The following is a 21,144-nucleotide window of genomic DNA, read 5'->3' on the forward strand; positions in this document are numbered from 1 at the left end:
GCCATGCTCTCTCATCGCCTGTCTCTGCAGCGCTCCCCCCCTGGCTGGCCGGAGTTTCTTGCCGCACGTACCGGCGAGGCCGCTCAGCCAGATCTGGCACGCTACTTCGCCGCCGGTTGCCCGGCCCCGGACACGCCCATCGGCGAGGCGCCGCTAGTGGCGCTGGACCTGGAGACCACCGGGCTTGATGCGCGTCGCCACGATATTGTCAGCATTGGCCTGGTGCCTTTCACCCTCGGACGCATTCACTGGGCCGAGCGCCGCTATTGGGTGGTGCGGCCTACCCGTCCCCTGTCCAGCGAGTCGATTACCTTCCATCGCATCACTCATTCGGAAATCGCCGAGGCGCCCGATCTCGCAGCGGTACTGCCTGAGCTGCTCGAAGCCATGGCCGGTCGCCTCGCGGTGGTACATTTCCGCCATATCGAGCGGCCGTTTCTGGATGAGGCAGCCAGGTCACGGCTGGGTGAGGGGCTTCGCTTTCCGGTCATCGATACCATGTCCCTGGAAGCGCGACGACACCGGCTCTCGCTGTGGGCACGCTTTCGGCGCTGGATGCGCCGTCCTCCCGTATCCATACGGCTGGGCGATAGTCGGGCGCGCTATGGTCTCCCGTCGTATCAGGGTCATCATGCGCTGCTCGATGCCCTGGCCACCGCCGAGTTGTTCCAGGCCCAGATCGCCACCCACTACCGGCCCCAGGTGCCGGTTGGTGAGCTGTGGAGCTAGCCGGTTCGCTTCCGACTCGAGCGGGCTAGAGCCAGAGATCGGCAAAGGTCTTGCCGTCCACCGGCCTGCCGTAATAGAAGCCCTGAACGCCAGTGCAGCCGAGCTCACGCAGTGCCTCGGCCTGCTCCGCTTCTTCGACGCCCTCGGCCACGGTCCGCATCCCAAGGGTTTCAGCCATGGCGATGATGGTGGCTACGATGGCGTGGTCGTGGCTGCTCTTGAGCATGTCCTGTACGAATGACATGTCGATCTTCAGCGTATCGGCGGCAAAGCGTTTGAGATAGGTCAGCGATGAATAGCCGGTACCGAAGTCGTCGATGGCAAGGCCGAAGCCTGCGTCATGCAGGGCGCGAGTGATGCGCACCGTCTGCTCGGGGTTGCGCATCAGCCCGCTTTCGGTGAGCTCGAGGCCGAGGCGCCCGGGAGCTACGCGGGTTGCGAGGCGCTGAACATGCTCGGCCAGGCGTGGGTCATCCATCTGCTGCGCCGAGACATTGACGCACAATCGCCCGGGAAAAGGCTTGTCCAGGGCATCCCAGGCATGCAGTTGATTGCACGCCTCGTCCAGCACCCAATCGCCCAGTTGCCGGATCAGACCCTGCTCCTCGGCCAGGGGGATGAATGTCCCGGGGCTGACATGCCCGAGGATGTCGTCGTACCAGCGGCACAGGGCTTCGGCCCCGCTCAACTTGCCACTCTTGAGGCAGAACTGGGGCTGATAATGCAGTGTGAGGCGGCCCTGGTTCAGGGCCTCGATGAAGCGTAGCTGCAAGAACTCACGCTGATGCAGTTCATCGGCCATGTTGGTATTGAAAAAGCGAGTCCGGCTGTCGTCCCGCTTGGCATGATTGAGCGCGATACTGGCGTGCTGAAACAGTGACTGGGCATTATTGGCATCCCGCGGGAAAAGTGCCGCACCGACACTGGCCGAGATCGAGAAGCTGCGGTCGGCGATCTGGATCGGTGGTGAGAGGCTATTACGGTAACGTTCAATCGCATGTGCCATGGCAGCGGGGCGCGTATTGGTCAGTAATACCATAAATTCGTCGCCCCCCAGGCGAGCGACGAATTCACCGGACTCGGCCTGGGCTCCGAAACGTCCGGCTATCTCGGCCAGCAGCAGGTCGCCTCGTTCGTGGCCCTGGGTATCGTTGATCTGGCGAAAGCGCTGAAGGTCGAGATAGAGCAGCCCCAGGGACTTGCCTTGAAGCTGGGCCTGATCACACGCCTCTTGAAGCCGCTCCATGAAGTGCCGGCGGTTGGGCAAACCCGTTACGCTATCCCAGTAGATCAACTGTTCGATGTGCCGGTCGCTGCTGCGCCGGGTCTCCTCCGCTATGCGGCGCGCCATCTCGGCGCCAGCCTGGGTGGCGGCGATACGCAGCACCTCCGCTGCATAGGCGGGAAGAGAAAGCGGACGATTGCATAGCAGTGCCATCAGGCCAAGCAATTCTCCACTTGGCGCTCGTAGGGGGACACCGATGTAGCTTTGCGCGCCGAGTTCCCGGAGCAGTGCCCTATCGGGGAAGCGTTCCTGAAGACGATCGGGAAACTGGCAGATTTCGTTGCTCAAGACGTGTTCGCAAGGGGAGCCGGCCAGTTCATAGGTTGCGGCTGGTTGTAGACTTCCCTTTGACCAGAAGGCAACGGTAAGGATGGTCTCACCATTGGGCATCAGCTTGCCGATCAGGACATGATCCCCATCGAAAATCGACGCTATGCGTTCGACCAGGTGGTCGAATGCCTGTGGAGTGCCGGCTTTGCCCAAGCCATCGGCGAGCAGACGGAAGGCGTCTTCGGGTGCCATCATGGGCGTAGAACGGCTCCTTTATCGTAATTGTAGTGCGGGCTTACTGAAATATGCCCGATACGTTCACGGGTTACCAGTGGCCTAAGGCCTTATTGCGTTGAGCCTGACGGATCACTCCTCTTGTGCAGCAGCATGCATCGTAGGGAATCGCTCGGGTCCGCCTCTGGGGGGGCCATCATATCAGGGTCCTGCGTCTTGAGGGATGCCGGGCGGGGAGGTAGCACGCCAAAGGCGGCCCCAAGGCCGCCTTTGGCTCGTCATCTGCAGGTCGGTTTCTGTAACCCTCGACACTGAAGGACAGTGTTTTGCTCAGCCCCGTGGCTCGCTCATCAGGCCCTTGATGATGGCGTAGCAGGCGGCCAGCAGGACCAGCGTGAAGGGAAGCCCGGTGGTGATCACGGCGGCCTGCAGCGCGGCGAGCCCTCCCCCCAGCAGCAGGGCGATAGCAATGGCGCCTTCGATGATTGCCCAGAAGATGCGCTGTGGGCGGGGGGCATCGATCTTGCCACCGGCGGTTATGGAGTCGATCACCAGCGAACCGGAATCTGAAGAGGTAATAAAGAACACCACGACCAGAACGATGGCGATGAAGGAGGTGATCTCCGTCAGCGGCAGGCCACCCAGCATGATGAAGAGGGCATCGGTCTCACCCTCGAAGGTGCCCCGGATGAACTGGTCGATGCCCGTGCCGCCGAAGGAGGTCATCCAGAGTACTGAAACGAGAGATGGTACCAGCAGCACGGCGATCAGGAATTCCCGTACCGTGCGCCCGCGACTGACTCGTGCGATGAACATTCCGACGAACGGTGACCAGGATATCCACCAGGCCCAGTAGAAGGCGGTCCAGCCCTGGGTGAAGTTGGCATCTTCACGACCGAAGGGATTGGAGAGCCCCGGCAGGTTAGTCACGTAGGACATCAGGTTCTGGAAGAAGCCGGTGGCGATAAGCAGCGTTGGGCCGACGACGATCACGAACAGCAGTAACAGCAGCGCCAGTACCATGTTGAGCTGTGAGAGCCGCTGAACGCCCTTGTCGACGCCAAGCATGATCGAACCCATGGCGACCACGGTAATGCCCATGATCAGGATCACCATGGTGGCATTGCCGTCAGGAATGCCGAAAAGATCGTTCAGGCCGCTGGTGGCCTGCTGTGCCCCGAGCCCCAGCGACGTGGCAAGACCAAACAGGGTGGCAAAAACCGCCAGGATGTCGATCACGTGGCCCGGCCAGCCCCAGACGCGCTCACCCAGGATGGGGTAGAAAACCGAGCGCATGGTCAGGGGCAGGCCCTTGTTGTAGGAAAAAATCGCCAGTGCCAGAGCCACTACGGCATAGATCGCCCAGGGGTGTAGCCCCCAGTGGAAGATCGTAGCGGCCATGCCCAGAGCAATCGCTCCCTGTTCGTTACCCTCTGCAGCGCCTAGCGGGGCCCAGTCCGTTCTGGCACCGTTCTCCGTGGCAATACCTCCCATGGCCGACTGGAAGTGATCCATGGGCTCGGAGACGCCGAAATACATCAGGCCGATGCCCATCCCCGCTGCGAACAGCATGGAGAACCAGCCGGCATAGCTGAAGTCAGGCGTGGCGTTGACCCCGCCTATTCGCACTTTTCCCAAGGGTGTAAAGATCAGGATGACCGCGAGAAGGACGAAAACATTTGCCGCCAGCAGAAAGAACCAGGCCAGATTGCCGGTTAGAAAGGCGAAGGCACCATCGAAGATGGGAGCAACCTGCTCCTGAAGCGCCAGGGTCACAATCACGAAGAACAGAATCACGATGGCGGAGACCGTGAAGACCTTGCCATGTAGGTCGATATCAACGCCCAGCGTGGTTGTGGTGATGTTGTCCTGTCCGATGACGTAATCGGTATCGATGAGGTTCGCTGGCCCCTCCGGTGCAGGAATTCCTTCTGAGCCGCCGTTGGGCTCCTTGTCGCTTTTGTCTGTGTGTGGGTCGGCCACGAGACATCTCCCTTGCTTGCAATTGGTGTCGTCAGGTTTTTAGTGTCATGAACAACGTCAGGTAGTCTTCGGCCTGACGAGAAATACGGATGCTTTGGTGTGGGTAGCCACCTTGCCGCCATGGGACGGCATGATGACATCCAGGTGCTTGGGTGGATGGGTGGGCATGATCACCAGGTCGGCTCCCACATCGTCGATGGCCTGTATCAGGCGATCATCGAGATCGGCGATCGGGTCGGGGCTGACGATAGTGTGGGTGCTGACCGGTTGACCATGCACCCTGGATCGCTCCTGGGCGAACGCCTCCAGCTTGCGGGTGAACTCCTCCGGCGTTCTCGCGACGCTGCCTGGGGCAGAGGAGGTGACCCCGACATAGCACACCTCGGCATCGTAATGGCGGGCCAGGTCGGCGACCGCTTGCAGGGAGGGTTCAAGCACTTCGAGGTGTGCCAAGTCGATTGGCACCATGATCTTGTTGTACATGCCGATTCTCCTGGTACTCCGGGCGATCGAGCGGGACTCGATACGGCTGACTGCACTTTAGAGTGTGGCGGCTTTGGCCCACGATACCAGTCCTGTGACAAAGGCATTCCGGCGAAGCCCCCCAGGACACGGGTCTTTATCGTGAGCAAGCATTCTACAGATCGGCTGGGTGACTTTCGAATCGGTTGAAAAGGCTGTTCTCTTGCTTGCCGCCATCAAGGCGAGTAGCGCCCAAAGCGGCTGGCGTGGCAGTGGCGCAGCCAGTCGGGCGCCTTGCCGGCCAGGCTGGCTGCAACTAGGCGACCCGTAGTGGGGGCGAGGGTTAGCCCCAGGTGACCATGGCCGAAGGCATAGGTGACGTTCGGCATCGCGGCGGGCCCGATCACCGGCAGGGAGTCGGGAAGCGAGGGGCGAAGCCCCAGCCATTCGTGGCTAGCCGGCCCAAGGGGGCCAAACATGGCTTCAGCGTGCCGGCGCAAGTAGGCGAGGCGGGCGGGATTGGCGGGATCGGCCGGGTGGCCAAGCTCCACGGTCCCGGCGATACGCAATCTTCCTGCCAGCGGTGTCATGTAGAACGCGTTCTCGGCAGGGCAGCAGGGGCGGCTGAGCAGGGCCTCGGCGCCGGAAAATTCCAGATGATAGCCCCGCTCGACCTCCAATGGGATGCGGTCGCCGGCCGACCTGGCCAATGGCTGCGACCAGGCGCCGGCTGCGACGACGACCTGTTCGGCAAGCCAGCTGCCGGCATCGGTGTGGATGCAGGCCCCGCGAGAGTGACGCTCGAGTGAGGCTGCTCGTGCCGGGATGAAAGTGGCGCCACGGCGCTTGAGCTTCCTTGCCAGGCAAGCGGCCAACTGCGAGGGATCACCAAGGTGGCAGGCGTCGGGAAACAGGATGGCACCCTTGGCAACGCCCTCAAGGGCGGGTTCCAGTGAGGCGACTTCCTGCGCATCCAGGTACGCCTGGGCCACGCCCAGCCGCTGGCGATGCTCGAAGTCGCTGCGGGCCGCCTTCCAGTTGCGGGATTGGCGGAAGAAATAAAGGGCGCCTCGCTGATGCAGAGCGGCTGCCACGCTGTCGTCGGACTGAATGGATGCATGCAGGGCTAGCCAGTCATGACGTGAAGGCGCAAGGAGATGACACAGCACACGGCTGGCATGCTCGGCCTGGGTGCGCCTGGCGGCCCCAACGAAGCGCAGCAGCCATGGTGTCAGGCGAAGCAGGTGTCGCCAGCGCAGGTGAAACGGGGAGTCCGGCGAGAAAAGCAGAGAGGGTAGAGAGGGCAGTAATGAAGGCCGCGCAAGCGGCTCAACCGCATAGTTGGCCAGTGTAGCGGCATTGCCGGAAGAGGCCTCGCCACCGGGAGAACCCGGATCGATCAGAACCACTTCGCGTCCCTGATCGAGGAGCGCCCAGGCAGTTGCCAGGCCGACAATGCCTGCGCCAATGATCGCGACATCGGCTTGCTGCGGTGGATGCATGTCTTGCTCCTGGCCTGCTCGGTCAAGAAGGAATCGTAAGGCTCTTTACCCAGGCACCCTACTAGCCGATTTTGCTCACAAATGTTCACAATGACTTCAACGCTGATTGGACTCTATGGGGTTGCGGCACCTGTCATTATCGGACTAGTGTCGACCCATTCCAATGAGAACAATACCACTTGGCCAGGCGGCTAGCGGAAGACCTCGACACCAAGCGAACCGCTGGTTGCTGGCTATTAGCGGGAACCATGCATGAACGATAGTCTTGAAGTAGAAGCAGATGTCAGTGAAACGATTGACCCGGGGGAGTGTTTTGCCCGTTTCCTGAATGTTCAGAAGAGCTACGACGGCGTCGAGCTGGTGGTCAAAGGGTTCAATCTGGACATCCAGCAGGGTGAATTCGTCACACTTCTGGGTCCTTCCGGCTCGGGCAAAACGACTTGCCTGATGATGATGGCGGGTTTCGAGACCCCGACTCATGGCGAAATTCTTCTCAAGGGCGAGCCAATCAGCGGCCTTCCGCCTCACAAGCGTGGTATCGGCATGGTGTTTCAGAACTATGCCCTCTTTCCCCATATGACCGTTGCCGAAAACCTCGCCTTTCCGCTGGAAGTGCGGCATCTCTCCAAGGCTGAAACCAAGAAAAAGGTCGACCGAGCGCTGGCAATGGTTCGCCTGGAAGAGTTCGGCGATCGTCGCCCGGCACAACTCTCAGGTGGGCAGCAGCAGCGTGTCGCATTGGCACGCGCGCTGGTGTTCGAGCCTGAACTGGTACTGATGGACGAGCCTCTGGGTGCGCTGGACAAGAATCTGCGTGAAGAAATGCAGTACGAGATCAAGCGTATCCACGCCAGCCTGGGCGTGACCATGATCTACGTGACCCACGACCAGACCGAAGCCTTGACCATGTCGGACCGGATTGCCGTTTTCAATGATGGCATCGTCCAACAACTGGCGACGCCCGAAATGCTATACGAAGAGCCCGAGAACGCCTTCGTGGCCTATTTCATTGGTGAGAACAATCGCCTCCAGGGCGAGGTGGTCGAGCATATCGGTGACGAGTGCCAGGTTCGGCTCGACAGCGGGGAGGTCGTGCTGGCCAAGGCGGTGGCAGCAGGTGGTGTAGGGGCGCGTACGACCCTTTCGCTGCGGCCAGAGCGGGTCAGCATCCTCCTTGATGACTCCCACTCCTTTGACAATTGTTTCGAGGGAGAGGTAAAGGAGGTGATCTATCTTGGAGATCACCTGCGTACCCGGCTAGCCGTTTGCGGCAACGATGAGTTCATTCTCAAGACCCCCAATGCCAAGGGGCATCCCTCCCTCAGACCCGGGCAAACCATCAAGGTTGGCTGGTCGAGCAAGGATTGCCGGGCGCTGGATGCCTGAGTCTTCGGGCAATGGGTCGACCGGGAAATCCGCAAATCGACCCGTGTTAGCGGTAGAGCAGCTTGATACAAGGCTGGCAGTGCAAATAGCGAGTGAGCAACAACAACAAGTGGAGAAGTGACATGAAACAACAGGGAAATCACAAGCGCGCGGTACGCCGCACCTTGACGCTGGCAGTGGCGAGCGCCTCAGTCGTCGGTCTGGCAAGCGTGGCGCAGGCCCAGCAGACGCTCAATATCGTCTCCTGGGGCGGTGCCTACAGCATGAGTCAGGACAGGGCCTACCATCAGCCATGGACAGAGAAGACCGGTGACGAGATCGTCAACATCGATCGTAGTGCCAATGCCTTGGCCGGGCTGCGTGCCCAGAGCCAGGCCGGCAACGTGACCTGGGACCTGGTCGACATGCTGCCGGCGGATGCCATGATCGCCTGCGCCGAAGGCCTGATCGAGCCGCTGGATCATGATGAGTTGCTGGCAGACGCCCCTGACGGTACGCCGCCCAGTGAAGACTTCGTCGATGGCGCCCTTGGGGAGTGCTTCGTGGCCTCGATCGTCTACTCGAACATCGTGGCGTTCAACAGCGAAATGTTCCCGGAAGACAACCAGCCCAGCACCATTGAGGATGTCTTCGACCTGGAGAACTATCCCGGCCAGCGCGCGCTGATGCGTCGTCCCATCAATAACCTGGAGTGGGCGCTGATCGCCGACGGTGTTGACCGCGACGACGTCTACGACATGCTCGAAACCGAAGAAGGTATCCAGCGCGCCTTTGACAAGCTCGATACCATCAAGGACAACGTGATCTGGTGGGAGGAGGGAGCCCAGCCGCCGCAGCTGCTGGCGGATAAGGAAGTGGCATTCGCTTCTGCCTACAACGGCCGTATCTTCGATGCCATGGTCAGCGAAGATCAGCCGTTCGAGATCATCTGGGACGCTCAGGTATTCGAACTGGATGGCTGGGTAGTGCCGACCGGCAAGCTGGACAAGGTGCGCGACTACCTCTACTTCGCCACTGACACCCAGCGGCTCGCCGATCAGGCACAGTACATCTCCTACGGCCCGGCGCGCCTCTCTTCCTCGGAGTACGTCTCGACCCATGCTGAAACCGGCATCGAGATGGAGCCGCACATGCCCACCTATGGCCCCAACTTCGAGACCGCCATCCAGAAGGATGATGAATTCTGGGCGGATTACAGCGACGAGCTGAGTCAGCGTTTCGACGCCTGGCTGGCCCAGTAAGACCTGGCCGCCACCCGCTATGCGGGTGGCGGCAACCACCTGAACGACTTTCTCTTGCATCGTCCTGCCGTTTACTGGAGAGGCCTGCGTGTCTGAATCTCCCGCTTCCCCCTTGACGACCGCCGATGGGGTGCCGCTCAAGGTCAGCCTGCGCCGTGCCGTTCGGCGGTCCAAGATCAAGGCGTTTCTGCTGGTATCGCCTTTGTTGCTGTTTCTGGTTGTTGCGTTTGTCATGCCGATCTTCGACATGCTGTGGCGTAGCGTGGACAACCCCGAAGTCTCGACCCATCTGACGCGGACCGTCGAGGCGCTGGAGGGCTGGGATCGCCAGTCGCTTCCCGATGAGCCTGCCTTCGCCGCCTTGGCTGCGGACCTGCTGGAAGGACAGGAGGCGCGAAACCTGGGGCTATTGTCGAGCCGGCTGAACTACGAGCAGTCGGGAATGCGCTCGGCAATCACCAGAACAGCACGGGGCCTGCGCACTATGGAGCCCCCCTACAAGGAGGCACTGATCGATGCGCATGCTCGATGGGGGGAGGTGGATACCTGGAAGCTGATCGAGCGTGAAGCCTCGCCTCTGACGCTCTCCTATTACCTGATGGCGTTGGACCGACGGCTCACCCCTGATGGCGAAATTGTTCGAGCACCGGAAAACCAGCGAATCCATGTCAACCTGTTCTGGCGTACCTTCTGGATGAGTGCTGTGATCACCGGTTTGACCTTGGTGCTTGGTTACCCCATCGCGTTCCTGCTGTCGAATCTACCGCTGCGTCATTCCAACTTGTTGATGATTCTAGTGCTGTTGCCGTTCTGGACGTCGCTGCTGGTGCGTACTACCACCTGGATCGCCATTTTGCAGTCCCAAGGGGTGCTCAACGATGTGATGGTGGCGGTTGGCGTCATTGCCGATGAGGCGCGATGGCAGATGATTCATAACAAGACCGGCACTATCGTGGCAATGACCCATATACTGCTGCCGTTCATGATTCTACCGCTCTATTCGGTGATGAAGACCATTCCCCCCAGTTACATGAGGGCGGCTCGCTCGCTTGGTGGTCGGCCTTTCCTCTGTTTCCGGCGAGTCTACTTTCCGCTGACCATTCCCGGTATCGCGGCGGGAGGCATCCTGGTTTTCATTCTCTCCATCGGCTACTACATCACACCGGCACTGGTTGGCGGACAGTCGGGACGATTCATCACCAACTATATCGCTTACCATATGCAGACCTCGCTCAACTGGGGGCTGGCAGCGGCAATTGCCTCGATCCTGCTGTTTGTAGTGATCATCTTCTATCTCGTGTTCAACCGCCTGATCGGCGTCGACAAGGTCAAGCTGGGGTAATCCGATGGCCATACCTTCCTATGCCACCCGTGGCGAGCGCATCTGGCACTATGTCTTTCTTGGCATCTGTGCCCTTATCTTCCTGTTCCTGGTGGGACCGCTGCTGATCATCATCCCGCTCTCCTTCAACGCCCAGCCCTATTTTACCTTTTCGCAAAAGATGCTGACTCTGGATCCGGAAGGCTTTTCGTTGCGCTGGTACCAGGACTTCTTTACGTCGCGAGCGTGGCTCAATGCGATCAAGAACAGCTTTATCATCGGCATTGCCTCGACGATCCTGGCGACCGTATTGGGCACCATAGCGGCGTTGGGCCTGTCGAGCCGCAATATGCCGGCTCGCGGAGCAATCATGGCGCTGCTCATCTCCCCGATGATCGTGCCGCTGATCATTTCCGCGGCCGCCATGTTCTTTTTCTTCTCCAAGGTCAACCTGGCCCAGACCTACCTGGGCGTGATCCTCGCTCACACCGCGCTGGGCATCCCCTTCGTGGTGATTACCGTCACCGCGACGCTCTCGAGTTTCGATACCACCCTGATCCGTGCCGCCCATAGCCTGGGTGCCAATCCCACCCGCACCTTCTTCAAGGTCGTTTTGCCTCTGGTGACGCCAGGCGTGGTTTCTGGTGCCCTGTTTGCCTTTATTACCTCTTTCGACGAGGTCGTTGTGGTGCTCTTCATTGCAGGCCCCGAGCAACGCACCATGCCGATCCAGATGTGGTCGGGTATTCGTGAGCAGATCAGCCCTACGATCCTGGCCGTTGCCACCATGCTGGTGCTGTTGTCGATGCTGATGCTCACTACCCTCGAGCTTCTGCGTCGTCGAGGAGAGCGAATGCGGGGTCTTTCGCCTGGCTAGGCCCTGTACCCAAGATAACGACAGGGGGAGGTATCGAGAGATACCTCCCCCTGTCGTTTCAGGACACATGCAGAAGAGCCAAGGCGGGGATATCTGGCCCATGTGCCATATTTAACCAGTCTAAGGGATGCTCACAGCTAGCATTTTGTTTAATGCATTTATTTTAATTGGCTGATATTGATAGATTTTTTTATACAAAGGGTTTTGTGGCATGCCCTGTGCAGCAGTCAGGGTGAATACGGATCAACAGGGAGTGTTTCGCATGAGCCATGAAAAGCATGAAAGCTGGGCCTCTGCCGGACGCTTGACGGCGTTAGCCTCAGCCATTGCGCTGTCGCTGGGCACGTTAAGCTTGGCAGGCTGTGGCAACGATGATGATATGCCGCCGGTAGAGCAAGAGCCGCCTGCTACAGAACAGCAAGGTTCTCCCATGCAGGATACCACTGCTGATCCAGGCATTGATCAGACCGATACAGCAGGTGGTGATGGTGCTGAAGAGCCGATGGGCGCTGCGGAACCAATGCCGGAAGATGAGGATGCGCTTCCCGAAGCCGAGCAGGAGCCTGTTCCGAATGGCGCGCAGGATACGATGGCGCCCGACGATGATGACGACATGTTCATGGACGATGATACGGACGATGACATTGAGCGTTGATCGTTAGATATCAGTCCGGATTTACTCCATGACGAGTTCAAGTGCTTGCCAAACACTCTCATTTCGCATGGCAAGCACGGAGGGTGAGAGTCCCTCGACACTGCGTCGCAAGACGACTATCAGGAGGTGGATTATGATGTCCAAGGAATTCCTCAAGAAGATTGGCGTGTTTGGTGTTGCAATTGGTCTTACTGCCAGCCCCTTTGCGCTGGCCCATGCCGTAGACCACGAAGATGCGCCTGGCCAAGAGGTAGAGGACGTGCCGAGTCCGGATGGTCCGACGGACGATACGTTCGCGGATGATCCCGATACCGGCGCTGCCATTGGTGATCGTGAGGATTGGGAAGAAACCGATGAGCTTGAGCGCGGCACTGAAACGGAGGACGTGCCGGGAACCGAGGTACCAAGCGAAGAGGCCTTCCCAGGCGATGAGCCTGCACCGGACGCGGCTCCGGGTGCTGATCCTGCCGCTCCGGGCACCGAGACGGCTCCGGGTACTGACCCTGCCACACAGGGTACCGAGACGGCTCCGGGTACCACCCCGGCCGCACCGGGCACCGAGACAGCACCCGGCGCTGAGGGTGATGCCGGATTCGGCGAAGGCACCGAACCCATGCCGGGCACGGACGCCGATCAGGATGAGTTGGAAGAAGACACTTACTAAGTCTTAGCTAGATGGCTCCGGTGCTTGGCACCGGAGCCTGCCACGGATGGCACCGCAAGATTTCACGATTTCCAAAAGCGCAGAATCCACTGACGGCCCGCCCCCCCTACGCCGTCAGTCGGATTGCATGGCGCATTTGCCCCCAGCCTCCCAGGGGGTTTTTTTTGTCTTTTGTCTGCCGTCTTGCCCCCCATGGCTGGTCGGTCTCAGCATTGGTCACTCCTCGTCCAGTCGACGATAGAGCGTACGCCTCGCGATACCGAGAATATCGGCGGTACGTCGCTTGTTTCCGCCGGTGGCTTCCAGCACTTTTTGAATATAGCGTTTCTCCACCTCTTCCAGGCTAGGCCAGTTCTGCTGCTTTTCTGCCGCTATCATGGCGTTGCCTGCCTCGATATGCCGTGCATGGCTGCGCTGATCCAGGCCATGTTGACGAATGCGCTCCGGCAGATCGGCATGGCTCAGCAAGCCGCCTTCAGCCAGCGTCACCGCGCGCATGATGGCATTCTCCAGCTCGCGGACATTGCCCGGATACGGGTACTCGAGCAGTGCTTGCAGCGCAGAGGGTTCGACGCTTGCGATCTGCTTGCCTTGGGCGGTGGAGTGCTTCTCGATCAAGGCCGAGATCAGCCGTTCGATGTCGCCGTTCCTCTCTCGTAGAGGCGGGATGCGCAACGAGAATGTTTCCAGGCGATAAAAGAGATCGCTGCGAAAGTTACCGCTCTCGATCTCCTGTTCCAGTTCGCGGTGGGTAGCGGCGATGATGCGCACATCCACCGACTCCTCTTTCTCGGCCCCCACAGCCTTGACTGTTTTCTCCTGCAGGGCTCGCAGTAGCTTGGCTTGAAGCCCGATGGACATCTCCCCGATTTCGTCGAGAAAGAGGCTCCCGCCGTTGGCAGCCTGGAACAGGCCCTGGCGGGAATCGCTGGCGCCAGTAAAGGCTCCCTTTACATGGCCGAAGAATTCACTCTCCATCAGTTCGGAGGGAATGCTGGCGCAGTTGATGGCGATGAAAGGGCCGTCAGCGCGTGGGCTCTCGGCATGGATGGCGCGGGCAAGGAGTTCCTTGCCGGTGCCGCTCTCGCCTTGCACCAGGATTGGTGCGTCGCTGTTGGCGAGCCGTGCGGCGTCATGGAAGAGTGCCTGCATCGTTTCGCTTTCGCCGACGATGCCATGAAAGTGGCCGAGAGGGTGATCCTGATGAAAACGTTCAGCCAGGCGGCGACTTTCCAGCACGCGATAGACCGCCTCGCGAACGCTTTCCAGATCCAGCGGCTTGGTCAGGAAGTCGTCGGCACCAATCTTCAAGGCTTCCACGGCCTGGTCGATGGTGCCGAAGGCAGTAATCACGATAAACCCCAGCTGGCTGCCTCGACTACGCAACTGCTCGAGCATTTCCATGCCGTTGATGCCAGGAAGGCGGACATCGCTGATGACCAGAGCCACATCGCTGTGGCTCATGGTTGCCAACGCTTCTTCGGCACTGGTTACACCCAGTGTGCGATAGCCAGCTTCCTGGAGTTCCTCTTCCAGCAGTTCCAGAATGGCTGCGTCGTCCTCGACGATCAGGATTGGCAAGCCGTTGGATGTGATGTTCCCTGTCACGTGGAAGTTCCTCCTTCGATGGAATCCGTCTGACTGAGGGGCAAACCGACTTCAAAGCCGGCTCCTCCCATTTCACTGTCGAAAACGCCGACAGTACCGCCGTGGTCATTGATGATCCGATGCACCATGGAAAGCCCAAGGCCACTGCCCTGGCCTACGGGTTTGGTGGTAAAGAAGGGGTCGAAGACCTTCGACTGATTGGCTCGGGCGATCCCGGCCCCGTCATCCTCTATCAGGAGGGTCAGCCAGTCATTCTCTTGCCGGGCACTGAGACGAACCCGTTTGACGCCTTCAGCCTGGGCGGCATTTCGTAAAAGATTCGTAAGCACCTGGATGAGCTGCTGAGTGTTGGCCAGAAACCGGGGGGAGGGATCCGGTAGGTCAGTCTCCAACTGGATGGCTCTCCGATCGAGGTCGTCCTCTACCAGCTCCCGGGTGGCGCCGACCAGACTGTCGAGATCGAGAGGTTCCTTCTCGACATTGTGACGTCGGCCGAGCTCCATCAGCTGTCGCACGATCTCAACGATGCGTTCAACCTCGCTGCGGATACGACCCAGTTTCGCTCGTTCGTCGTCGCCAATCCGGTCCCGACGCGCCAGGCGCTGGGCCTGGCCATTGATCACCGTGAGAGGAGCACCGATCTCGTGGGCAACCCCCGCGGCCAATACCCCAAGCTCCGCCAGCTTTTTGGACTTGCGCAGGCGCTTTTCCAGCTCTATCTCCTTTCGTCGGCGCGCTTCGATATCGGCATCCTTCTCGGCCATGGCATCCAGCATGCCATTCAGCCCCACGGCCAGGCGGGCATATTCCTGGGGGCCGTTGGCTATGGCGCGTTGGCTGCGGTCACCCTCCTCGACACGCTGCATGACCGCCAGCAGGCGTTCTAGAGGGCGTTCGATATGACGGCGGAACCCCCACCAGATGCCCAGAACGATGCCCCCGGCACCGATGACGAAGGCGATCAGAGCCAGTTGGCTGAGAACGCCGGTGTAGTTCTCGATGCCGGTGTTGAGGCGGTTGACCTGCAATACGCCACGTATTTCACCGGTGGCGGCGGTCAGCGGCTTCAGCGCCGAGTAGTAGTGCCAGCCGTCATGCTCACGATAGGCAGCGCGCATCTCGCCGCTCTCCGCCACGTCGCGTATGGCTTCGGCGCTGAACAGGGCCTGGCCCAGTCCCAGGCCATAGATTTCCTCGCCGTTGGTGTCGAAGACATAGGCACCGTAGATACGGTGAAAGGAGAAGGCTGAGTAGAGCGACTCCTCCAGTGGCTCCGTGGCATCGCGTGTGAGGGCATGGCTCAAGGTGGTGCCGATGACATGGGTAATTACCTGGACTTCCCGCTCCAGCCGGGAGCGTACGTTGTCCTCCAGCGACTTGATCGCCACCAGGCTGAATATGAGTAGTACCAGGAAGAGGGGGGCGATGACCGTAAGAATGATCAGGTTGCGAAGGCGCATGGGGGCTCACGAGCAGCAATCGGATAGGACAGGCGCCAGCTTACCGCTTTCGCTTGGCGCCTGTCGTGGGATTCAATCGGCTGGCGCCAGCCGGTAGAGGCTGCCCTGCGGATCGTCGTTGAGTAGATAAAACACGTCATCATCGCCCTGGCGTACATCACGGATGCGCCCGATATGGCCGTCGAGGATGATTTCGCTTGCGACAACATCGCTTCCCTCCAGTGTCAGGCGCATCAGCCGTTCACTGCGGAGGCCGCCGGCGAGCAGGTCGCCGTGCCAATCGGGAAAGGCGTCGGAGGTGACCTGGGCCAGGCCGGATGGGGCCAGGGTGCCCTCGAAGACATGGGCCGGATCGCGCATGCCTGGCAGGGAGTCCGCGCCGATGGGCTCGCCAGTAGCGTAGTCCCTCCCCTGGCTCACTTCCGGCCAGCCATAGTTCTCGCCGGCCTCGATGAAATTGATTTCATCCCCACCCCGTGGCCCATGTTCACTGGCCCAGATCTCGCCGCTGTCGGTCACGATCATGCCCTGAATGTTGCGGTTGCCAGCGGTAAAGAGCTCGTCGCGCACCTCGGTATCAGCGACGAATGGGTTGTCATCGGGTACACCGCCGGTATCGGTCAGGCGCAGCACGCTGCCCGCGTGGTCGCCCTTGTCCTGGGCACGTTCCGGATTGGTGCCGCGATCGCCAATACTCATCAGCAGGGTGCCGTCAGGCAGCCAGGCGAGTCGTGACCCGTAGTGGCGCCCCGGCTCGGAATAGCGGTCCTGCACGAACAGTTCCTCGACATCGACCAGGCGTTCGCCTTCCAGCCGGGCTCGACTCAGCGCAGTGGCGGTGTTGCCGTTGTCGGGCTTGCTCCAGGTGAAATAGATCCAGTCCTGCTCGCCGTCCCCCCAGGAGGGGTGCAGGGCGAGATCCAGCAGGCCGCCCTGGCCACGGGAATTGACATCTGGCACGCCATCCACCCGCGTGGTGGTGCCGTCATCCTTGACCAGCGTCAGGTACCCGGATCGTTCACTGACCAGAAAGCGGCCATCGGGTAGTCTGGCCAGGGACCAGGGGTTTTCCAGGCCGGAAGCGAGTCGCTCCAGGCGCAGGTCCAGGTGCTCGGTGGCTATGTGGTCGATTACCTCGGCACTGGTGTAAGGTGTGATCAGCATGCCGAGTGTCAAGAGGGTTGTCGGTAACGCCTTGCCAGGCTTGTCCATGCCGTTCTCCCTTCGTCATTTTTCGCTGTGGTTAGCCTCCCACTACCCTCATTAATGACTCCCTGAAGTACTCGATGTTCCCCCTGGTCTACCAGGGCCCAATCATGGGGTCAGCTGCGTCAGCTCGGTAAGGTAGCGGTTCTTGCGTTCGACATAATACTGGCTGCTCACGGCGAGATCGGCCACTTCCTGCTCGCTCAGTGTACGCACGACCTTGGCGGGCGAGCCCAGAATCAGTGAGTTGTCGGGAAATTCCTTGTTGGAAGTAATAACGGAACCGGCACCGATCAGGCAATTCATCCCAATCCTTGCGCCGTTGAGCACGGTGGAGTGCATGCCGACCAAGGTGCCGTTGCCAATGATGCAGCCGTGAAGCATGACGAGGTGGCCTACGGTGACACCTTCGCCTATCTCCATGGGGAAGCCGGGGTCGGTATGCAGAACGCAATTTTCCTGAACGTTGCTGCCTGCGCCGATGACAATGGGTTCGTTGTCACCACGCAATACGGCGCCGGGCCAGATGCTGACGTCCGGGGCCAGTCGGGCGTCACCGATGACCGCGGCTTCGCGAGCGATAAAGACGGTGTCGTCATGGGTCGGAGCCAGGTCGCCGAGTGCATAGGTAGCCATGGTGCTACTCCGTCGGGGGTAAAAAAGACGCTGGGTGCCACGAGGGCACCCTATCCTACGTTAGGTAGCGCAACATCATGCGTCAATACGCCTTGTGCAAGCCCACCGGTGGCAAGAGGCTCGCAGCGCTGTTGTTCACGTGGCCGCCCGGGCTACATCAAAATCGCCAGCAGCACCGGCAGGTAGATCAGCGACAGCAGCGTGGAGCAGAACACCAGGCTGGCCGTGTAGGCGGCACCGCGGCCGGCACGCAGGGCAAAGAGGTAATTGAAGACGGCGACCGGCATGCTCATCTGCAGGATGAGAATGCTCTGGGCCATGGGGGGCAGGCCAACCAGGACACCGATGCCCCAGGCCACCAGCGCGGCAATGGGAATGCGCAGCAGGCTGAAGCCGATTCCCGATTTCAATCCCTTGACCTGGATGCTGGCCAGGGAGACCCCCAGGGTGATCAGCATCAGCGGTACGGTAAAGCCGGAAATCAGGTCGACGCTGTTGTCCAGCCACAGCGGCAGTTCGGTATCGGTCAGCAGCAGGGCCAGGGCGATCAGAATGGCATAGACGGTAGGCGTCTTGGCCAGGGTGCGCAGCGGATTGCCACGGCTGGCCATCATGGCGCCGATGGTGAACTGGAACAGCGAGACCGTGACCATTATCGTGATGCCGAACACGAAGCCGGCGCTGCCGAAGGCGTAGAGCACCACCGGTAGCCCCATGTTGCCGGTGTTGGGGTACATGGTGGGTGCCAGCAGGACCCGCCAGTCGCGCCGCAGCAGCTTGGCCAGCACGAAGGCCATGCCCGCCATCGTGATGATCACCAGGGCGGCGGCCAGCATGGTGCGCCCGAAGCTGCCGGCATCGATGTCCGCCCCGGAAAGCGAGGCCAGCACCAGCGCGGGCGTGCCGATATTGAAGACCAGGCGCGTGACGAAATCCACGGGGTAGGGGTGGCCCAGTCGAATCCAGGTGTAGCCGAGCCCGGCGCCGGCCAATACCGGCGCCATGACGGCAAAGAGTTCGGCGACCATGCAGGTGTCCTGTTGAGTGACGGTTCGTGAAAGGGGGGCGTCGGGCCTATTGTCACAGGGCTATTGTCGTGGCTCGGGGCGTGCCACGCAAACCGTTAGGCCGCTAAACGCGCTACACTCTGGCCATCCTCACCGTCGGATGGGTACTCATGTCCTCTTCAGCCAACAGCTTCCAGGCCCTGGTGCGCCTGCTGCGCTATGCGCGTGGCTATCGCCGCCGCATCATCGCCGCCACCACCTGCTCGATCATCAACAAGATCTTCGATATCGCTCCCGAGATCCTCATCGGGGTGGCCATCGACGTGGTGGTCAACCAGGAGCGCAGCTTCGTCGCCCGGCTCGGCTTCACCACGCCCCAGGAGCAGATCCTGATGCTGGCCGTGCTCACCTTCTTCATCTGGGCCGGCGAGTCGATCTTCGAGTACCTCTACAAGATCCTGTGGCGCAACCTGGCCCAGCGGCTGCAGGCCGACATGCGCCTGGACACCTACGAGCACGCTCAGCGCCTCGACATGGCCTTCTTCGAGTCGAGAAGTTCCGGCCAGCTGGTGGCGACCATGAACGACGACGTCAACCAGCTGGAGCGCTTCCTCGACGGCGGTGCCAACTCGCTGATCCAGGTTGGCGTCACCGTGGTCGCGGTGGGTGCGGTGTTCTTCGTCATCTCGCCGCTGATCGCCCTGTTGGCCTTCACCCCGATCCCGATGATCATCTGGGGCGCGTTCTTCTTCCAGCGCAAGGCCGGGCCGCTCTATGCCGACGTGCGCGAGAAGGTGGGCGATCTGGCCAGCCGGCTCTCCAACAACCTCTCCGGCATCGCCACCATCAAGAGCTTTACCAGCGAGGACCGCGAGGCGGCGCGGCTGCGTGCCACCAGCGAGGCCTATGTGGAGGCCAACCGGCGTGCGATCCGCGTCAGCTCGGCGTTCATTCCGGTGATACGCATGGCGATCCTGGCCGGCTTCCTGGCCACCTTCACCGTGGGCGGCATGCTGGCGCTGCGGGGTGATCTGAACGTGGGCGCCTACGGCGTGCTGGTGTTTCTCACCCAGCGCCTGCTGTGGCCGTTGACGGGCCTGGCCGAGGTGATCGACCTGTTCGAGCGCGCCATGGCCAGCACCCGGCGCATCCTCGACCTGCTGGCGGTGCCCATCACCGTGAAGGACAACGAGGGCAAGCCGCTGGCGGCACCGGTGCGCGGCGAGGTGAGCTTCGAGGCGGTGAGCTTTCACTATGCCTCGAGTGGTGTGGGCGTCGATGGCGTCAGCCTTCGGGTGCCCGAAGGCAACACCCTGGCGCTGGTCGGTGCCACGGGCTCGGGCAAGTCGACGCTGATCAAGCTGCTGCTGCGCTTCTACGATCCCGAGGCCGGCCGGGTCTGTATCGATGGCCAGCCGATCGGCGAAGTCAGCCTCAACTCGCTGCGCCAGTCCATCGGCCTGGTCAGCCAGGACGTCTACCTCTTCGAAGGCTCGATCCGCGACAACATCGCCTATGGCAAGCCCGATGCCAACGATGCGGAAGTGATCGAGGCGGCCCGCACCGCCGAGGCCTGGGAGTTCATCCAGGCGCTGCCCCAGGGGCTCGATACCCCGGTGGGCGAGCGGGGCATTCGCCTCTCGGGCGGCCAGCGTCAGCGCCTGTCGCTGGCCCGGGCGCTGCTCAAGGACCCGCCCATCCTGGTGCTGGACGAAGCCACCAGCGCGGTGGACAACGAAACCGAGGCGGCCATCCAGCGCTCGCTGCTCAAGATCGGCCATGGCCGCACGGTGATCATGATCGCCCACCGGCTTTCTACCATCGTTCATGCCGACGAGATCGTGGTGATCGATGGCGGCAGGGTGGTCGAGCAGGGCACCCACGGCGCGTTGATCGAGCGTGGCGGCCGTTATGCCGCCCAGTGGAAGGTCCAGACCGGGGCCGCCCAGGACGCCATGGCGCTCTCCTGAGCGGATCCGAGCAGGAAATACTAGCTGGCGGGACGGATCAGCATGGCATCTAGACTCACCGGCACCTCGTCGCCGATCTGCTCATAGCCGAGCAGCAGCATGACCGAGCGCAGGGTGGGGTCGGCCATCAGCGCCTGGCCGTCCAGCGCCACGCGCTCGGCATTGGTGATGCGGATTTCATCGGCGGAAACTCGGGTAAAGCGCACCGCCAGCGGCTCCTGGCGGGTCGCCTGGCCCGTCTGAACCGAAAGCTGCAGGGTTTCCACCAGCGATTCGCCCACCGGCAGTGCATCCAGGCGTTCCGGCGGGAAGCGGGTGGTCAGCGTCGCCATGGGGCGCTCGGTCAGCCCGGAGAGCCAGGGCGGCAGGGGGCCAAGCCGCTCCACCACATCGCTCTGGTTCAAGCGGAGCGGCAGCTCCAGTTCGCCATTGGTATCCGCACTGCCGGCCAGTCGACGTACCTCATGATGGCGGGGCACCGGCCCATCGGGGCCGATCTGCACGATCGTCGCGGACACGCGGGACTGCGCCGGGTCCAGCTCCCACGCCACCAGCATCGGCGACACCGACAGCAGGGCCAGGGCGCATGTCAGCCCAGCCGCTTGACCCCACTTCGTACCCAGGCGATGGAATCGTCTCATCAGCGTC

18 protein-coding genes are annotated in these 21,144 nt (G+C 61.2%); 8 read left to right on the plus strand and 10 right to left on the minus strand.

The window, feature by feature from the left end; genetic code table 11:
* Nucleotides 1–3: 3 nt before the first annotated feature.
* Nucleotides 4–729, plus strand: coding sequence for a 3'-5' exonuclease (locus tag KZO25_RS06670; protein WP_223136347.1), 726 nt, complete (start codon nucleotides 4–6; stop codon nucleotides 727–729).
* Nucleotides 730–754: 25 nt separating this feature from the next.
* Here the strand turns inward: KZO25_RS06670 and KZO25_RS06675 are convergent, their stop codons facing one another.
* The 4 genes from KZO25_RS06675 to KZO25_RS06690 all read right to left on the minus strand — a co-directional run bounded on the left by KZO25_RS06675 (nucleotide 755) and on the right by KZO25_RS06690 (nucleotide 6,465).
* Nucleotides 755–2,539, minus strand: a complete 1,785-nt coding sequence (locus KZO25_RS06675) for a sensor domain-containing phosphodiesterase (RefSeq protein ID WP_223136348.1) — start codon at nucleotides 2,537–2,539, stop codon at nucleotides 755–757.
* A gap of 309 nt (nucleotides 2,540–2,848) precedes the next feature.
* Nucleotides 2,849–4,501, minus strand: a complete 1,653-nt coding sequence (locus KZO25_RS06680) for a BCCT family transporter (protein ID WP_223136349.1) — start codon at nucleotides 4,499–4,501, stop codon at nucleotides 2,849–2,851.
* Nucleotides 4,502–4,558: 57 nt separating this feature from the next.
* Nucleotides 4,559–4,984: a universal stress protein gene (locus KZO25_RS06685; RefSeq protein ID WP_223136350.1), complete on the minus strand. Its 426-nt coding sequence runs from the start codon at nucleotides 4,982–4,984 to the stop codon at nucleotides 4,559–4,561.
* Nucleotides 4,985–5,199: 215 nt separating this feature from the next.
* A complete protein-coding gene (locus tag KZO25_RS06690) occupies nucleotides 5,200–6,465 on the minus strand; it encodes an NAD(P)/FAD-dependent oxidoreductase (RefSeq protein WP_223136351.1) in 1,266 nt (421 codons plus the stop codon).
* A gap of 252 nt (nucleotides 6,466–6,717) precedes the next feature.
* Here KZO25_RS06690 and KZO25_RS06695 point away from each other — a divergent pair, with 252 nt between their 5' ends.
* The 6 genes from KZO25_RS06695 to KZO25_RS06720 all read left to right on the plus strand — a co-directional run bounded on the left by KZO25_RS06695 (nucleotide 6,718) and on the right by KZO25_RS06720 (nucleotide 12,609).
* On the plus strand, nucleotides 6,718–7,851 hold the full coding sequence (locus KZO25_RS06695) for an ABC transporter ATP-binding protein (protein WP_223136352.1): 1,134 nt from the start codon (nucleotides 6,718–6,720) through the stop codon (nucleotides 7,849–7,851).
* A gap of 122 nt (nucleotides 7,852–7,973) precedes the next feature.
* A complete protein-coding gene (locus tag KZO25_RS06700) occupies nucleotides 7,974–9,092 on the plus strand; it encodes an extracellular solute-binding protein (protein ID WP_223136353.1) in 1,119 nt (372 codons plus the stop codon).
* Nucleotides 9,093–9,180: 88 nt separating this feature from the next.
* Nucleotides 9,181–10,434 (plus strand): ABC transporter permease, encoded by a 1,254-nt coding sequence (locus tag KZO25_RS06705; protein WP_316935535.1) that lies wholly within the window; start codon nucleotides 9,181–9,183, stop codon nucleotides 10,432–10,434.
* Nucleotides 10,435–10,438: 4 nt separating this feature from the next.
* Entirely contained in the window at nucleotides 10,439–11,290 is an 852-nt protein-coding gene (locus tag KZO25_RS06710) for an ABC transporter permease (RefSeq protein ID WP_066449569.1), read from the plus strand.
* 262 nt (nucleotides 11,291–11,552) lie between these two features.
* Nucleotides 11,553–11,945: a hypothetical protein gene (locus KZO25_RS06715; RefSeq protein ID WP_223136354.1), complete on the plus strand. Its 393-nt coding sequence runs from the start codon at nucleotides 11,553–11,555 to the stop codon at nucleotides 11,943–11,945.
* A 133-nt stretch (nucleotides 11,946–12,078) separates the two neighbouring features.
* Nucleotides 12,079–12,609 carry a hypothetical protein gene (locus KZO25_RS06720; RefSeq protein ID WP_223136355.1) on the plus strand — a complete coding sequence of 177 codons (531 nt, stop codon included), beginning with the start codon at nucleotides 12,079–12,081 and terminating at the stop codon, nucleotides 12,607–12,609.
* A 216-nt stretch (nucleotides 12,610–12,825) separates the two neighbouring features.
* Here KZO25_RS06720 and KZO25_RS06725 read toward each other — a convergent pair whose 3' ends face one another.
* The 5 genes from KZO25_RS06725 to KZO25_RS06745 all read right to left on the minus strand — a co-directional run bounded on the left by KZO25_RS06725 (nucleotide 12,826) and on the right by KZO25_RS06745 (nucleotide 18,547).
* Nucleotides 12,826–14,217 (minus strand): sigma-54-dependent transcriptional regulator, encoded by a 1,392-nt coding sequence (locus KZO25_RS06725; protein ID WP_223136356.1) that lies wholly within the window; start codon nucleotides 14,215–14,217, stop codon nucleotides 12,826–12,828.
* Entirely contained in the window at nucleotides 14,214–15,677 is a 1,464-nt protein-coding gene (locus KZO25_RS06730) for a sensor histidine kinase (protein WP_223136357.1), read from the minus strand. The genes KZO25_RS06725 and KZO25_RS06730 overlap by 4 nt, the downstream gene beginning before the upstream one ends.
* 72 nt (nucleotides 15,678–15,749) lie before the next feature.
* Nucleotides 15,750–16,889, minus strand: coding sequence for a PQQ-dependent sugar dehydrogenase (locus KZO25_RS06735; protein WP_223136358.1), 1,140 nt, complete (start codon nucleotides 16,887–16,889; stop codon nucleotides 15,750–15,752).
* A 102-nt stretch (nucleotides 16,890–16,991) separates the two neighbouring features.
* Complete coding sequence (locus KZO25_RS06740) at nucleotides 16,992–17,519, minus strand: gamma carbonic anhydrase family protein (protein WP_223136359.1); 528 nt, start codon at nucleotides 17,517–17,519, stop codon at nucleotides 16,992–16,994.
* A gap of 152 nt (nucleotides 17,520–17,671) precedes the next feature.
* Nucleotides 17,672–18,547 carry an AEC family transporter gene (locus KZO25_RS06745; protein ID WP_223136360.1) on the minus strand — a complete coding sequence of 292 codons (876 nt, stop codon included), beginning with the start codon at nucleotides 18,545–18,547 and terminating at the stop codon, nucleotides 17,672–17,674.
* A 149-nt stretch (nucleotides 18,548–18,696) separates the two neighbouring features.
* Here KZO25_RS06745 and KZO25_RS06750 point away from each other — a divergent pair, with 149 nt between their 5' ends.
* Entirely contained in the window at nucleotides 18,697–20,496 is a 1,800-nt protein-coding gene (locus KZO25_RS06750; protein ID WP_223136361.1) for an ABC transporter ATP-binding protein, read from the plus strand.
* 20 nt (nucleotides 20,497–20,516) lie between these two features.
* Here KZO25_RS06750 and KZO25_RS06755 read toward each other — a convergent pair whose 3' ends face one another.
* The gene (locus KZO25_RS06755; RefSeq protein ID WP_223136362.1) at nucleotides 20,517–21,137 is read right to left on the minus strand and encodes a hypothetical protein; all 621 of its coding nucleotides are present in this window, start codon (nucleotides 21,135–21,137) and stop codon (nucleotides 20,517–20,519) included.
* Between the last annotated feature and the right edge of the window lie 7 nt (nucleotides 21,138–21,144).

This window comes from Halomonas sp. ANAO-440, assembly GCF_019915905.1.
GTDB lineage: Bacteria > Pseudomonadota > Gammaproteobacteria > Pseudomonadales > Halomonadaceae > Halomonas > Halomonas chromatireducens.